The organism is Fibrobacter sp. UWH6 (genome assembly GCF_900142465.1).
Classification (GTDB): Bacteria; Fibrobacterota; Fibrobacteria; order Fibrobacterales; family Fibrobacteraceae; genus Fibrobacter.
In genome coordinates this window covers 139,333-153,263 of record NZ_FRAX01000007.1, presented here as the reverse complement: position 1 = coordinate 153,263, position 13,931 = coordinate 139,333, and the positions used below count along the sequence as shown (strand labels likewise).

The 13,931-nt window shown below is 47.0% G+C and carries 15 protein-coding genes; 2 read left to right on the top strand and 13 right to left on the bottom strand.

Annotated features, from left to right (window positions below; all coding sequences use genetic code 11):
- A partial coding sequence (locus tag BUB73_RS08315; protein WP_139259162.1) for a transposase occupies positions 1-723 on the top strand: 723 nt, incomplete at its 5' end.
- A 54-nt stretch (positions 724-777) separates the two neighbouring features.
- Here BUB73_RS08315 and BUB73_RS08310 read toward each other — a convergent pair.
- Complete coding sequence (locus BUB73_RS08310; RefSeq protein WP_088658752.1) at positions 778-933, bottom strand: IS3 family transposase; 156 nt, start codon at positions 931-933, stop codon at positions 778-780.
- Positions 934-985: 52 nt separating this feature from the next.
- Between BUB73_RS08310 and BUB73_RS17245 the strand changes: the two genes are divergently transcribed.
- Positions 986-1,138 carry a hypothetical protein gene (locus tag BUB73_RS17245; RefSeq protein ID WP_158535537.1) on the top strand — a complete coding sequence of 51 codons (153 nt, stop codon included), beginning with the start codon at positions 986-988 and terminating at the stop codon, positions 1,136-1,138.
- Positions 1,139-1,281: 143 nt separating this feature from the next.
- Here BUB73_RS17245 and BUB73_RS08305 read toward each other — a convergent pair whose 3' ends face one another.
- From BUB73_RS08305 to BUB73_RS08245, 12 genes are all read right to left on the bottom strand, one after another.
- Positions 1,282-1,479, bottom strand: a complete 198-nt coding sequence (locus BUB73_RS08305) for a hypothetical protein (RefSeq protein ID WP_073161509.1) — start codon at positions 1,477-1,479, stop codon at positions 1,282-1,284.
- Between the two features lie 2 nt (positions 1,480-1,481).
- Positions 1,482-1,970, bottom strand: a complete 489-nt coding sequence (locus BUB73_RS08300) for a DUF3990 domain-containing protein (RefSeq protein WP_073284995.1) — start codon at positions 1,968-1,970, stop codon at positions 1,482-1,484.
- Positions 1,967-2,212 carry a DUF3791 domain-containing protein gene (locus tag BUB73_RS08295; protein ID WP_212668353.1) on the bottom strand — a complete coding sequence of 82 codons (246 nt, stop codon included), beginning with the start codon at positions 2,210-2,212 and terminating at the stop codon, positions 1,967-1,969. The genes BUB73_RS08300 and BUB73_RS08295 overlap by 4 nt, the downstream gene beginning before the upstream one ends.
- Before the next feature lie 554 nt (positions 2,213-2,766).
- Positions 2,767-3,237, bottom strand: coding sequence for a hypothetical protein (locus BUB73_RS08285; RefSeq protein ID WP_073161630.1), 471 nt, complete (start codon positions 3,235-3,237; stop codon positions 2,767-2,769).
- A 105-nt stretch (positions 3,238-3,342) separates the two neighbouring features.
- The gene (locus tag BUB73_RS08280) at positions 3,343-3,966 is read right to left on the bottom strand and encodes an RHS repeat-associated core domain-containing protein (protein WP_139259161.1); all 624 of its coding nucleotides are present in this window, start codon (positions 3,964-3,966) and stop codon (positions 3,343-3,345) included.
- Positions 3,960-5,555 (bottom strand): ATP-binding protein, encoded by a 1,596-nt coding sequence (locus BUB73_RS08275; protein WP_073161632.1) that lies wholly within the window; start codon positions 5,553-5,555, stop codon positions 3,960-3,962. Before BUB73_RS08275 ends, BUB73_RS08280 begins: the two co-directional genes overlap by 7 nt.
- 97 nt (positions 5,556-5,652) lie before the next feature.
- The gene (locus tag BUB73_RS08270; RefSeq protein ID WP_073284992.1) at positions 5,653-5,886 is read right to left on the bottom strand and encodes a hypothetical protein; all 234 of its coding nucleotides are present in this window, start codon (positions 5,884-5,886) and stop codon (positions 5,653-5,655) included.
- 911 nt (positions 5,887-6,797) lie between these two features.
- Entirely contained in the window at positions 6,798-7,415 is a 618-nt protein-coding gene (locus BUB73_RS08265) for an outer membrane beta-barrel protein (RefSeq protein WP_073284989.1), read from the bottom strand.
- A gap of 2 nt (positions 7,416-7,417) precedes the next feature.
- A complete protein-coding gene (locus tag BUB73_RS08260) occupies positions 7,418-8,074 on the bottom strand; it encodes a hypothetical protein (protein WP_073284986.1) in 657 nt (218 codons plus the stop codon).
- 471 nt (positions 8,075-8,545) lie between these two features.
- Positions 8,546-11,728: a carbohydrate binding domain-containing protein gene (locus tag BUB73_RS08255; protein WP_073161093.1), complete on the bottom strand. Its 3,183-nt coding sequence runs from the start codon at positions 11,726-11,728 to the stop codon at positions 8,546-8,548.
- A 122-nt stretch (positions 11,729-11,850) separates the two neighbouring features.
- Positions 11,851-12,585 (bottom strand): DsbA family protein, encoded by a 735-nt coding sequence (locus BUB73_RS08250; protein WP_073284983.1) that lies wholly within the window; start codon positions 12,583-12,585, stop codon positions 11,851-11,853.
- Between the two features lie 295 nt (positions 12,586-12,880).
- Complete coding sequence (locus BUB73_RS08245; protein WP_073161091.1) at positions 12,881-13,918, bottom strand: NAD-dependent epimerase/dehydratase family protein; 1,038 nt, start codon at positions 13,916-13,918, stop codon at positions 12,881-12,883.
- Positions 13,919-13,931 lie beyond the last annotated feature (13 nt).

Genomic DNA, 13,931 nt, shown 5'->3' with positions numbered 1-13,931 from the left:
CTCAGCGAAGAGCAGCGCAAGGGCGTGGAGCTTGTGACTTGTGATGGGGCCAAGTGGATAAGGTCAAGCATCGAGGAGTTCCTGCCCAATGCCGAACGGTGCGTGGACAGCTTCCATGTCGTACAGTGGGCGACGGATGCCCTGGACAAGGTCCGTGTGGAAGCCTGGAGGGAGGCCCGCAAGGAACGCTGCAATCCAAAACGGGGCCGAGGCAGGCCCACGAAGGACAGCGTCCCGAAGGACCGCACCGCGGAGGGGATAAAGAACTCCAGGTACGCTCTGGGCAAGGCTCCAGAGAACCTTAGCGAAAGCCAGCAGAGAAAAATAGAGCTCATAGCCAGCCGCTATCCGCGTCTCTACAGGGCATACCAGCTCAAGGAGGAGCTGCGCATCATCCTGAAGATGGACTATGCCGATGCCAGGGAAAATCTGGACAGGTGGCTGTGGCGGGCAAGTCACTCACGCATCGGCCCAGTAAAGGATCTGTACGCAAAGATCAAGCGCAACTACGACGGAATCCTCAACACAATCAGGCTGGGCGTGTCAAACGCAAGGATCGAGGCGACGAACAACAAGATAAAGCTACTGATACGGACTGCCTATGGCTTCAGGAACATGAACAACATGCTGTCGCTGATAATGCTGAGCTGTTCCTATGTAGATGTACAGATAGCCTACGAATGGGAATCGGAATCGAGAGAATCATCTAGCAAGGCTGCCTAAATGCTTCCACACATGTTGATGATGCCTCTTTTTTTTCGTATTGTTTGTTAAAGGTTATGCGCTAAGTTTTTGCAAACGGTAGGCAACCGGGCTCATGTACCCTAGGCTGCTATGCAAGCGCTTGCGATTGTAAAACAGTTCGATATACTTGAATAAATCCTCCTTGACCTCGTCAATATCTGCGTATGTCCTGTGGTGAACTTGCTCCAATCACGAACTGGTTGAAAAGTACCGCAAGGATCCCATCGCAAGGAAGGCTTATATGTCTCTGGAACAGAAACTCAACATCCGCGAAAAGAAAGGTGCCGAAGCCAAGAACAAGGAACTTGCCAAGGACTTCCGCGATGCAGGAATTTCTTTAGAAGTCATTGCCCAACAAACAGGTCTCTCCCCTGAGGAAATAAAGACTCTGTAACCCCAAAGACTTTCTTGTAATTTTAAAAGGCCACACCGATGAAGGCGCGACCCTGTTTTTTTTACTGCAACCACGCGTAGGTTGAGACCCATCGTCTGCTCTCGTTTCCATCCTGAATTCCACCGACCTACAGAGTTCCTTAATCACTCAAGTTCTGCCAGAAGGTCTTCAAGGATATAGCCGTCGCTCATGAGCTGCAAGCCGGACTCGGGCTGTAAAAGTAGTTTATGCGTATTAGAGGCAAAAAAAATCGACAAAGCAGATGTGCAGTCAATATTCTTGAGTTCAGCCAGCTTTTTAACAAGCCGAGCTTCCTTTCGCCAGAGAACTCCATTCTGCATGGCTAGACCTCCTCCCAACGAACAAATTGTAACATCCGATCCAAAACTTCCTGTGAACGGATGCAAATCTGGTGATTCACCTTTTTGTATTGCAACTGGCCGAGGGCTTGTTCAGCAGTTATTATCCCATTCTCGTAGTTCTCGACAGTGTCAATAACGTTGTCGTTAGCAACCCCGCCTTCGACAACATCGTATTGATTTTGCAAACTGCCACCATTGCGGCAATCAATCACATAATCAAGCCATTCCATATCGTAGGCAAGGAATTTCTTATAGCGCAGGCCAAGCGAATCCAGAAGACTGTCATCAAGAGTATATTCGCTGACATAGGCCTTGCCCAAGCCCTTTTTAAAAGCAATAATCTTCGCCCACTTTACGGCCTGTTCATGCAAACTTGTAAGATAGAATCCCTGGCCGAAATCCACCTTTTTGCGTCCAAAATTTGTCTCAGGCTTTTCTACAACTTTATCGGATCCGTGAAACAGAATCATACTTCCCTGGCCTCCCGGTTTTGCAAGGATTCAATAATAAAGTCGGAGACCCAATCAAGGCTCTGCGTATGCAGTTCCTCATAAAATGAAAACAGGCCGTCTTTCACGATTCCGTACTTCTGCAGACGAGCAAACAAATCTGCAGAATCAACACCAAGCTTTAACGCTGCATTTTCAATAGCAGCAACAGCAAGGTGCGTCTTTCGGTAATCCAAGTCATGTGACATGCATTTAACGGCCATGACATCTAAGATATAACAATTTAAAAGCCGTGTCAACAAAGTCAAAACAAAAAGAATACTTCAAGAGCATCCCGCCCCCTGCAATGCAAGGAACTGAAACGGGGGGCGAATCGTAGTGTACAACAATCTCGGAAGCTGGGTTGTGGATCGATAAAAAGCTCTCAGATAAATCGAAGCGTCGCTCCAACTTGTGATTATTTTTTTATGTCCTTCGATTTCTCCCGATTCCTTTTGCGAGTGCCTTTGGACTCAGTTCTCTTTTTCTTGTTTTTTGACAAATCATTGGTCTTTGCTATTACAACAGGATTCCCCTCAACCTTTCCAAAGTTTTTACCACTTCTTTTTCTATACTTGTCGTTTCTTTTTAGATATAGTATAAGTATTCCATAAATAAGAAGCACAAATGGAGTCCAAATAAGTATCCCCCACACGTTTCCCCGTCCTGCATTAACGAAGAAATCTTGGAAAAGCCTTCCTGTATGGTCACATTCAAAATACACAAATCCAACAAAAAGAACGCACGAAAGATTTAATATTATTTTCCACATCTTGTATTAATAATCTACTTGGGTTGCCGTGTTGTCAGAAGGAGCCAGAGCACCAATTCCTTCCCCAGTACTCATTGATTCCTGAGAACTATTTTTATCCGTTGCAACATTTTGCACAAAGTCTACCACAAGATTACCCACTTCATGCTCTACCCTTCCAGGAATGTTTATAACATCATCCTTAACAATCCCAAAAGCATTATCCTTTATGTCTTTCTCGGCATTTTCAAGTCTATTCGCCCATTTATGTTTAGTTGCAACAGCTACACTCTTTTTGTATGTGATGGGCTTTGTTTTTTTGATCGTATTAGCGTATTTAGCTGATTTTGCAATTTTCGCGCCTTTTTCAACAATACTCACACCAAAAAAGCCTAATGCAAAATCGATAATAGCATCGGTAGCTGTATAATTAAATTTTTGACCAAAAAGACTCGCTTCTGCATAATTTTGCGCAACGCCCCACGCAACACTACACACTCCACCGACAACGCCGACATTTCCATCCGGGTCAGTTGTAATAATCGGATTGTTACCAACGTATGTATAAGGACTATCATACTGTCTAGCAGCATCAACTGAAATCTACAATCCGAGCATTGGATCCAGATATCTTGCGCCGAAGTAGTTCAGCTCGGTTTCGTCATCACGTTCTTTACCGGTGAAATTCTCGGTCACCTTGTCGCCTGCGTCAGCGATCAGATCAATCTGTTCGCCGAAGGAGCGGTAGTCATAAGCTTTCTTCACTTCACCGAGGTCAGCAACGTCTGCGTTTGAGGTACTCTGGGTGCCGTACACCAGCATGGTGGAACCAAGGTGGTTCTTGAGATACCATTCGAATTTAGGATTGAATACGCTCCAGTCGGTCGGCTTTCCATTTTCGTCGAGAGTCGTCGATGGCACCACTGGTGCCGAGGCGTCCTCGGGCATGTAGCGGCCCAGGCCCTGGGGCATATTTACGACCACGCGGGCATTTTGGAGGCTGCCGTCACGATAGTTTTCACGAACTTCGGTGCCGATGCCTGTGTAGTGTGTGACGAGTTCCCGTTCCCAGTCAGCGGCATACACGCCATCGGCCTCGTCGGAAACGCAAGCCTTGCTGTAGCGGGTCTTGGACACGCGCCTGCCGGAACCGTCGTAGGCCATGGTCAGCATAAGGCTATCGCCCCTACTGCAACTACGCGTAGGTTGCAGCACAAATCTTAGCATTTCTGGATTTTCCATTCGCCGATGGTGCGTTTTTCGGTATCGAAGGCGGCTCCAATCTTGTACAAGCTCTTCAGCGTTCCGTCGGCTTTGTTCACCACGGAATATGGAAGCAGGTAGCCTTTATCGTCGATCTGTTTTAGGGCGTCATCGACGGTGCCGTTCTTGTCCAGTTTGAACTCGAAAACGTAGACGCTGTCGGCGGTTTCTACCACGGCGTCGGCACGGCCTGCAGCGGTTCGCTCTTCGCTACGCACCAGGTAGGGCGAGGCAATTCTGAAAATCAGGTAAAAAATAGTCCTGTAGTGGAGTTCGTTCTGTTTCTCAATATCGTAGGGAATGCTCGCCATGAACGCACGCATTTCGGTAAGTGCGGTTTCCAGGTTGCCAGCCTTCATCGCCGTGATGAAATGATCCAGAAATTCGGAAGTATCGTCGCCATTTTTAGACGTATAGGTGCACGTCAGAAGATCCAGCAAGCCTTCGCGGACCTCATCATTGGGGAACTGTAACTTATATGGGCGAACCGCATTCTTGTCGTAGCCCTTGATGGTCAGGTATCCACTCTGATAAAGAATGGGAATCGGCGTTTCCGCAGTTTCCGTGGGGGCATCGAAAGAACTCTGCTTGACATCAAAACCTCGGTCGTATTCCTCGGGGCTTAGCTTGTAACGGGCCATGGCTTTTGTAAGAACCGTTGGCGTACCGGAAGCAAACCAGTAGTTCGCTAGATTCAGCTTGCTCAAGGAATTTATCAAGCTAAAGGGATTGTAGATATCCGGAGAGTTTTCGCAGAAATGGTAGCCATCGTACTGGCGCTGCAGGGCAGCAACTGCTTCGTTGTAGGTCATGCCTTGCTTGTCTGCTAGAGCTTGGATTTCGGGCTGCATCTGGGTCAGCAGTTCTTCTTTGGTGATGCCACAGATGGCTGCATACTCGTCATCCATGGTAATGACGTTCAGGTTATTCAACTCGCTGAAGATGCTGAGCTGGCTGAACTTGCTGATACCCGTAAGGAATACAAAACGCAAAATGCCACCAAGCGCCTTGAGCGGGGCGTAAAGGTCACGCATACGGTTGCGAACCTTTTCCTGCAAAGCAGCATCACCCATAGCCTCGAGAACCGGGGCGTCGTATTCGTCGACAAGAACAACAACCTGTTCACCGGTCTGCGCATTGGCTGCACGAATCAAAGAAGAAAGACGACTTCCCCAAGCCTGGTTAGAACTATCATTGTTTATGCCATATTTTTCTTCATTTGCCGCTAGAATTTCGTTCATATTGGAGGCGAAAGTTTCTGCTTCCAAGTTCTTTACCGTACTCAAATCCAGGCGAATGACCGGATACTTTTTCCACTCGGTCTCCAAACGTTCCATGGCAAGGCCGGTAAACAGTTCCTTACGACCCTCGAAATAGTATTGCAAGGTGCTAATCAAAAGCGACTTTCCAAAACGGCGGGGACGGCTGAGGAAATAATATTGGCTTGTATGCGTCAAGTTATAGACAAGATCAGTCTTATCTACGTAATAGTATCCGTTATTGCGGACTTGAACAAAATCCTGCACGCCGATTGGAAATCTCTTTAATGCCATGTCTCTAATATAACATTTTTAAAGAAACGCGTTGGACCTGTTGAATTTTCAATAGAGGTTTCACCCTCTTATCAAATCACGCCATAGTCCACTTTTTTTACATCCAAATAAGTTTTGTTCGTCTCAAAAAGAGCCAAAAATCTTTTCTTTGAAAAATCAAATCCCCAGACTGACCTCCATCATCATCATTACACCAAAGATAATACTTCACATAATATACGAATGGAACGGGCTCTTCGTCTTTATAAAAAGAAAAAAGACCATTTAATGCTAAATTGAAAAATAATTCTTCTGACAAAGAATCACTAGCAATCGTTTCTGTAAATTTCAAAGCACTTATTTTCTTTTGCTAGAAATTAATTTTACAAACTTTAGCTTCAGCGTACTTTGCATCCTTTGTACGCTCGTTTTTTATAGCAGCGCTGCAAAAAAAAACATTTCCTCCTTCAAAATAAATTTCAAATTTTTGATTACAACGATATATTGTGCTATCTAAAACAACTTTCTTCAGAGGACTTTTAAAACTTACGTTACATTTGGAGCCAGACACTTTTGACGCATATTCAACATAATTGCCAGGCAAGGCATAATCAGCGTCATAGTCTGGTGATGCATAAACAAGATAAAAACTAATTAGAAAGAAAAATGTAAAAAAAGCATTTTTAATAACAACCCATAATTGTGTATCTCATACCCAGTGCATCCAATATAGCCACTTCTATTTAAAATAAAATTCAGAACGTAAGAATAAGGGAAAAAAAGACGACGCAGCCCGAAAGCTACGCCGCTCTTTGTGGTCTCCTAACCAACAACTCTTTCTAACCTTCAAACTCTAAACACAACAAACAGGCGTCCCTGCAAGGCATGCCAAATCCATACAAACACCACACTTTTAGGAAAGTATACTTGGGCGAGCCAAATGCTCTAACCGCAAGATCAATCCTCCTAAACCCAAATGTGACTTACGTCACGCCCCTTTTACCGACGCCAAATTTATAAAAAAGTTTACGAACATGCAACAAAAAAATTCAACTGCAAGAAAAAAAGTACTATTGAGTACTATAGCTACCTATTTTCTAATGTACCGCCGGCGTATCGAAGCACAACACGGTCCGACTCGATAGATGGCTTAGGCGGAGGAGGCGGAGCCACCTCTACAACAGGAGCAGGAGCCGTCGGTTTCCTATGATTGTAATCCCTAAAGGACTAATAAAAAGGCCTCACGGAAGTGAGAATTTTTTTTTATTGCATAAACCAGTATGTGATGTATCCTTGGAAAATGTGCTCATGAAAACCCGTATTTTTAAAAATTTCCATTATTCCGATACTGTATCGTATGCCAAAATCAATTCTTTGAAATTTATAGCCAAAACCGATGGTGCCATCAACCAACATTTGACTGGACGGATTTGATTTCGGTTTAAATTCCTCATCCGCGATTGTCACGCGTTCGTCAAAGCTAGTCAGCTTGACGTCAGGTCCAAGAGTTAGGAACATGTGGTTATCAAAAAAAACGTCGAATAACATTCCCAAGCGCAGAGAAACTAGAGTCAGTTCTTCCTCGGCATCTTGATCAAGATATTTAAACTTTACGGTATACCCATTTACATCGAGAGCGATTTCAGGAACAAAGGTCAATGAGTATCCGTTTGGTGAATATGATGAGAAAATCGGAATTGCAAATCTTGCTGCAATCAAGGACGTGCCTGCACCACTGCCTTCATCAAAATCGCTTGGCAATCCGGAAAGCATGTTGAATGACAATCCAGACATGATTCCCACGGAAAAATTATCAAAGGATTTTGCCATCGACATCGTAACGCTCAAGAGCAAGGCCAGGAGAGTAATTCTAATCTTCATGATTACCTCCTATATTCTTTTAAAGTGAAAAACGGAATTTCTCGATTATAATAATCCCTGTTTTCGAAATTTGCTTCACTACTGACTATCTGTTTCAAGATCATGTCAACAGCCAAGGATACATAGTGACCCTTTGAATCTGTAATCTTGAATCGAGCCCTGTTCTTTGAATCGCCGTAAATGACATTTCCTATAAGGACTGTCGTATCGTTTTCCACCCAATTGTCATCTAAGTAGTAACCACTAAAACTGATCTTGTCGTTTGGATGTTCCAAATTACCCATGGTCGGAATAAAGTCATCGCCCTTAATGTAATTCTTTATGGAATTTGAATAGGCAATCAATGGCTTAGGCTCCTTCCCCTCTTCTGTCAACTGAAGGCTAAGGATAGAGGCTTTCGAAAACCTGCTTTCGTTTACAGTGTAATGATTCCCATTGGGACTTGATGAGGTCTGTATTGTATTTGTTGCGAAACTGTCAAAGGAAAGGCCGCATTTAGAAGAACCGTTGTCGCAGCTGAACGAAAAAACGACCCCCTCCAAGTCGGTCAGGGCAACCTCGTTTTCCAATTCCTTTTGATTAACCGTGTAAGAATCAGCGTAAGTGCAGCCCAATAGCAGAGCCGATACAAACGATAGTGCAAGAAATCTCTTTTTCATCCGAATAAAACCTCCTAATCTACCAACGTGCAATATAACTACAAATTTTATAAAGGGCGTAAAAAAAATCAAGGCGAATTACCGAAGGATCAATCGGGAATTTTAGACTTTACCGTGGAGCATCCCCAAAAAAGAGAATGACAAGGGAATAAGAAAAGCGACGCAACCCCCAGGCCGCGTCGCCTTTCTTGTGGTCTCCTAACCAACAACTCAACAACGCAAAACAGCAAGTGTTTTGCTTAATCCCAGAAACTAGATGGCATCACCCACCTTACGTCCTAATCAAAAATGTAACGGAAAGATTTTTTAGAATCTAACCCCAAACGTAAACAAATTTAGTTAACAAGCAAAGAATTGTCCACATACTTAACTTTTACAAAAAAGAAACCCCGCCGGTATTTATCCGACGGGATTTCTTTGATTTCAATTTAGCCCATCAACCTTTGCGGCATTAGAGCTAATTTGAGGTGATTACTTGTCGAGAACGATCAAAGTAACGGTGCGCTTGCCAACCTTAACCGGCTTAGACAGGTCAACATCCTTAGCCTTCTTGGAAGGATCGTTTGCCCAACCTTCCTTCAGCTTTTCGGAGGACTTGTCCAAGACCTGCATCTTAGCCTTGCCCTTGAAGCCCGGGATATCCAGCTTCAATTCGTAGTCGCTGTAGGGGCTCTTGTTGATGACCAGGAGGCTCTTCTTCTTACCATTTTCGGTGTAGTAAGTAGTGAGGAGAGATTCCTTATCGCCAGTGATGGTGGTCTTGAGGAGCTTGCCGCGGAGAGCGTCAGAAGCCATCTGGAATGCCCAGTAGCTGGGACGCGGGCAGTTCATGCATTCTTCTGCAGAACGGGTCAGGTAACCGTAGTCACCGCCTTCCGGAGTGATGTCGTTGTGGATATCCCAGTACTGTGCGTTGTCAACATTTTCAGTTGCGAGCATAGCCAGGTAGTCAGCAACGAACAGGCCGTTTTCGAGAGCGATGGTCTGCGGACCCGGGTTGAAGTCAACAGAGTTCCATTCGGTGAGCCACAGTTCGATCTTCTTGTCCTTGTTGAACTTCTTGGTCCACTTATCTACGGTCTTGTGCAGACGGCTGTAGATCGGGGTCAGGTCCTGAGGAGCAGAGAGCATGGCGAAGTCGTTTTCTTCACCGAAGTGCTGCGGATAGTGGTGAACGATAAGACCGTCAGCGATGTCGCCGGTTTCGCGGAGAACGTTTTCGTTCCAGTCGCCATCGAGAACGCCGAGCACAGCAACCTTAATGGTCGGGTCAACCTTCTTCATAGCTTCGATGAACTTACGTGCGCGCTTACCATAAACGGTACCGCCGTCCTTACCATACTTTTCGTAGTACGGGTGCCAGTTACCGTAGACTTCGTTACCGATTTCCCAGTACAGGATGTTGGCCTTCTTGTCTACGTTAGTGTGCTTAACCCATGCTGCAGCTTCCTGTTCGGTGCCGGAACCGAAGTTCACGGTGAACATAGCGTTGGAGCCGGTCTTCTTCAACCAAGCGAGGAATTCGTCGGTATCGACCATCCAGTCGTGGTTGTCGAGGATTTCCTTCCAGTGGTCGTCATCAGCACGGAGACCACCCGGGTAACGGATAATGCCGTGGTTGATGCGCTTTGCATATTCCCAAGTCTGGGTCTTGAACTTCTTGTTGTCCAGCATGTCGCCGTCCCAGAGGGCAGCGTTGATACCGAAGAGGCCACCAGAGATGTTCGGGTTGATCACGTCGGAAGAACCCTTGACGTCAACCTTGACAACTGCCGGACGGGCAGCAGCCTTGACTTCCTTCTGGTTGGTCAGCTTAATGTTATCGATTTCGAAGGAACCGTTAGAACCTTCTCCACCCGGTTTGAAGTCCAGAGAAACAACACCCTTCAGGTCGAAGAGGCCGTTTTCCTTTGCTTCAGGCGGCTGGTAGTACGGGAACTTGCTGAAGTTACGGAACGGAACAATCACAGTGGTACGACCGCGAGGTACACCGGTGTTAGCAACGAAGAGTTCGCTGCCAGCGTCGCCGACCTGAACGGTAATAGACTGCCACGGACGTTCGGAGTAAACGTCGAACATGATGCCCCAGTGCTTGGTCCAGTCACGGTCAGCAGCCGGGCGGTTGTTCTTCTTGAGGTCGAGCACAACGTCAACCCAGTCAGACATTTCGAAATGCTTGACGTTGAGGGAGTTGCCATCGAGCTTGGAAGTCTTGAACGGAACATCAACTTCAACCTTGGACTTCGGGCCCTTAGACGGTTCCCACTTGTCGCCGTTGAACTTGCTTTCGAAGTCAGAAATTACGTAGTCAGGAGCATTGCCCTTCCAGTTATCCCACTTGATATCCGGGTCAACCCAGTCGATATTTTCGGTGAAGGTAACCTGGTCAACGTAGATGGTCACAGGAGCCGGCTTACCCGGTTCACCCTGGTTTTCACCCTTGCCGACAGAGAAGCGGAGTTCCTGAATCTTGTTCCACTGGATATCCTTAGCAACTTCGGCCTGCTTGTTAGCGTCCCAAGCCTTACCCTTGTCGCCGAACTTCTTCAGAGGAATCTTGACGAGCTTCCAATCGGTACCAACCTTGGCGCCTTCGATCCAGTCGTTGAGGCTAATCTTGGTCTGGCTCTTGATATCGTTGCCCTGGTTGTCCAGAATACCAACGTATACCTTTTCGCCACCGAGCTTACCCTTGATCCAGAAGTAGAGACCACCCTTGTTACGGACCTTGGACAAGTCAACATACTTGCCTTCGCCCAGAGAGTAGGTCACACCGGACCAGTCGTTGTTATCGATGTAGAGAGCGAGAACGTTCTTGTTACCCGGAGTCTTGGAGTCAGCTTCACGCTGGGCAGAGAGACCACCGTAGCTGTAGCTGAAGCCCTTCAGGCCATCAGAGTAGAAGATGCCGTTGGCAACGGGCTTAGCCTTGCCGTCCAGCTTTTCGGGGTTCTTAGGACCGTCGATGACGTCGTTGTTTTCATCCCAGTAAACCATCTTGGCCTTGGGCTTGGCCTTCTTGTTACCCTTGACGATTTCGATGTTGTCAACCCAGACTTCGAAAGTCTTTTCGGCGCTCTTGTCGATAGAGAAGCGGATTTCTGCAATCTTATCCCAGTCGATACGTGCGGGGAATTCAGACTTACGGGTGTTGTCCCAGTAGAGACCACGATCCGGGAAGTCGACCAGAGGAATGGAAACCTTCTTCCATTCGGTAGTGACGGAGCCACCTTCGATGTACTTGTTCATGGGAAGAACGACCTGAGTCTTCTTGCCGTCAGAAACTTCTTCATCGAGGAGACCGACCTTAACAGTTTCGCCACCCTTTGCGCCCTTGATCATGAATTCGAGCTTGGAGTCGAGCATGAACTTGTTCAGGTCGAAAGTTTCGTTGTAAAGGCAAACGGAAGCACCGGAATATTCGCTGGGGTCCAGCTTGATATTCAGAGCGGACTTGGACTTGTAGCCGCCGTCCTTCGTAATGGTGATACCCTTGCTCTTGCCGCCGTATGCGTAGTCGAAGCCACCCTGGCGATATGCATCGTCAAAGAACTTGTAAGGAACTACACGAGGTGCTTTCGGCTGAGCCATTGTAGCTGTCACACCAAAACCCAGAAGGGCAATGGATGCAGCAGTCAATGTACGCTTCATCATATATCGTATCCTTTTGTTTGTGTTAGTTTGATCTTTGTTTTAATTTGCTATTCGAAATTAAATCTTTTGAGGCCAAAAAAGGTGCACGCGGCGCGAAGTCGCGTACACAGATTGAACCAAAATTACTTGGCTTCCTTCAGCATCTTTTCAACCAGTTCGGGGCTGAAGCGATCCTGGCGCTTACCGTTGATGTAGAAGTTCGGGGTGCCCTGAACGCCAACCTTGACGCCCAGATCGAAGTCCTTCTGGATGCGAGCGTTCATGGCATCGTCCAGGACGCGGTCCTTATTGAACTGTTCAATGTTCAGGCCAACTTCCTTAGCAACTGCTTCGAAGGTGGAGTCGGTCAGTTCGCGGGAATGGGGTGCCAGGGCATAGCGGAATTCCCAGAACTTGCCCTGCTTCTGAGCGGCAATGGCTGCTGCAGCTGCCGGCTTGGCGTTAGCATGGAAGGACAGCGGGAAGTTCTTGTATATGAACTTGATTTCGCCCGGGTGCTTGTCCATGAGTTCCTTCATGGTGGGAGCGATGCGAGAGCAGTACGGGCACTGGAATTCGGTGAATTCCACGATAGTCAGCTTGGGGTTGGTGGTGTTGCCGAAGACCGGAGATTCGTCAACGGGAATGTCCCAGACCTTGTTGTCTGCTTCCATTTCAGCCTTGGCAGCTTCGAGAGAAATGCCTCGCTTGTCGAGAGCGTACTTAAGAATTTCGAATTCTTCCTTAACCTGGTTGAAATCCTTTTCGAGCTGGTCGAGGCGAGCCTGCTGGTTGAAGGAACCACCGGCGGAAGCCTGGTTACAAGCAACAAGACCAGCAACACAAATAGCCATAGCGGCAATGGAGAGACGTTTCATTTTTTTCCTTTTAGTTGAACAAAGTCTAGCAGGCGTGGTCCGCCCGCAATTTTGAGGAAATATATATAATAGAGGAGAGACGAGAGAGAAGAGACGAGAGAATATGGCCCAAAAAGGCTTGTGGCGAGATATCTGATATGAGCTACCAGGTATGAATTATCAGATATGAGATATGAATTGTGAATTGTTCTGATTGCCCCAAAGCACCGCAGGTGCGGCCTAATACCTAAAAGGCCGTAAGGCCGGCCTAATATCTGTAGTAAGGTATGAGGTGCGTTCTGTATTCACTATTTGCTCATCTCAGCGGATTTGCGTCGCTCTTGTACCATTCCATGAACTTGGCGATGCCGTCGTGGAGGCTCCAGTGGGGTTTGTATTCGCACTGCTGTTCTAGCTTGGTGGTGTCGGCGTTGGTCTGGTAGACGTCTCCTGGCTGCATGGGCAGGAATTCCTTCTTGGCGGGTTCGCCATAAGCGTTCTCGATTTCGCTGATGAAGTCCATCAGCTTTACCGGATTGCTGCAGCCGATATTGAAAATGCGGTATGGAACGTTGTTTTCACAGTTTGCGGCCTCGGGTTCGCGGTCCAATACATGAATAGAACCTTCAGCAATATCGTCGATGTAGGTGAAGTCGCGGATCATGTCGCCATTGTTAAACACCTTGATTGCTTCGCCCTTGGATATGGCTTTGGCAAAAAGCATAGGTGACATGTCGGGGCGGCCCCAGGGACCATAAACAGTGAAGTAGCGGAGACCGGTTACCTTGATTCCGTAGAGCTTGGCGTAAGCGTGGGCCATCAGCTCGTTGCTCTTCTTGCTTGCGGCGTAGAGGCTCACCGGGGAATCGACTTTGTCGTCTTCGCTGTAGGGAACCTTGCTGTTGAGACCGTATACAGAACTGCTGGAGGCGAATACCAGGTAGGGCACCTTGGTATTGCGGCAGGCTTCAAGAATGTTGAGGAAGCCTACCATATTGCTCTGCATATAGGCATAGGGGTTGGTAATTGAATAGCGGACTCCGGCCTGGGCCGCAAGGTTCATGACCTTGTCGAATTTTTCGGAGGCGAAGAGGGTGTCCAGGGATTCCTTGTCTGCAATATCCATGCGGATAAAGCGACAGTTGGACCACTTGGTACTGGTCAACATTTTGCCAAATTCAAAATTGCTGTCCGGCTGTTCAAAACCGTTTTCACGAAGTCTTCCGTACTTGAGACGCTGATCGTAATAGTCGTTGATATTATCAAGCCCTACAACTTCATCGCCGCGATCTGCAAGCATCTGCATAATCTTGGATCCGATGAAACCTGCTGCACCTGTAATCAGAAACTTCATTTATACCTCTAAC

Bases quoted from the DNA above. Each gene is read 5' to 3' on its own strand.
- BUB73_RS17245 (WP_158535537.1), top strand. From the start codon at position 986: ATGTCTCTGGAACAGAAACTCAACATCCGCGAAAAGAAAGGTGCCGAA.
- BUB73_RS08305 (WP_073161509.1), bottom strand. From the start codon at position 1,479: ATGCAGAATGGAGTTCTCTGGCGAAAGGAAGCTCGGCTTGTTAAAAAG.
- BUB73_RS08300 (WP_073284995.1), bottom strand. From the start codon at position 1,970: ATGATTCTGTTTCACGGATCCGATAAAGTTGTAGAAAAGCCTGAGACA.
- BUB73_RS08295 (WP_212668353.1), bottom strand. From the start codon at position 2,212: ATGGCCGTTAAATGCATGTCACATGACTTGGATTACCGAAAGACGCAC.
- BUB73_RS08280 (WP_139259161.1), bottom strand. From the start codon at position 3,966: ATGCTAAGATTTGTGCTGCAACCTACGCGTAGTTGCAGTAGGGGCGAT.
- BUB73_RS08275 (WP_073161632.1), bottom strand. From the start codon at position 5,555: ATGGCATTAAAGAGATTTCCAATCGGCGTGCAGGATTTTGTTCAAGTC.
- BUB73_RS08265 (WP_073284989.1), bottom strand. From the start codon at position 7,415: ATGAAGATTAGAATTACTCTCCTGGCCTTGCTCTTGAGCGTTACGATG.
- BUB73_RS08260 (WP_073284986.1), bottom strand. From the start codon at position 8,074: ATGAAAAAGAGATTTCTTGCACTATCGTTTGTATCGGCTCTGCTATTG.
- BUB73_RS08255 (WP_073161093.1), bottom strand. From the start codon at position 11,728: ATGATGAAGCGTACATTGACTGCTGCATCCATTGCCCTTCTGGGTTTT.
- BUB73_RS08250 (WP_073284983.1), bottom strand. From the start codon at position 12,585: ATGAAACGTCTCTCCATTGCCGCTATGGCTATTTGTGTTGCTGGTCTT.
- BUB73_RS08245 (WP_073161091.1), bottom strand. From the start codon at position 13,918: ATGAAGTTTCTGATTACAGGTGCAGCAGGTTTCATCGGATCCAAGATT.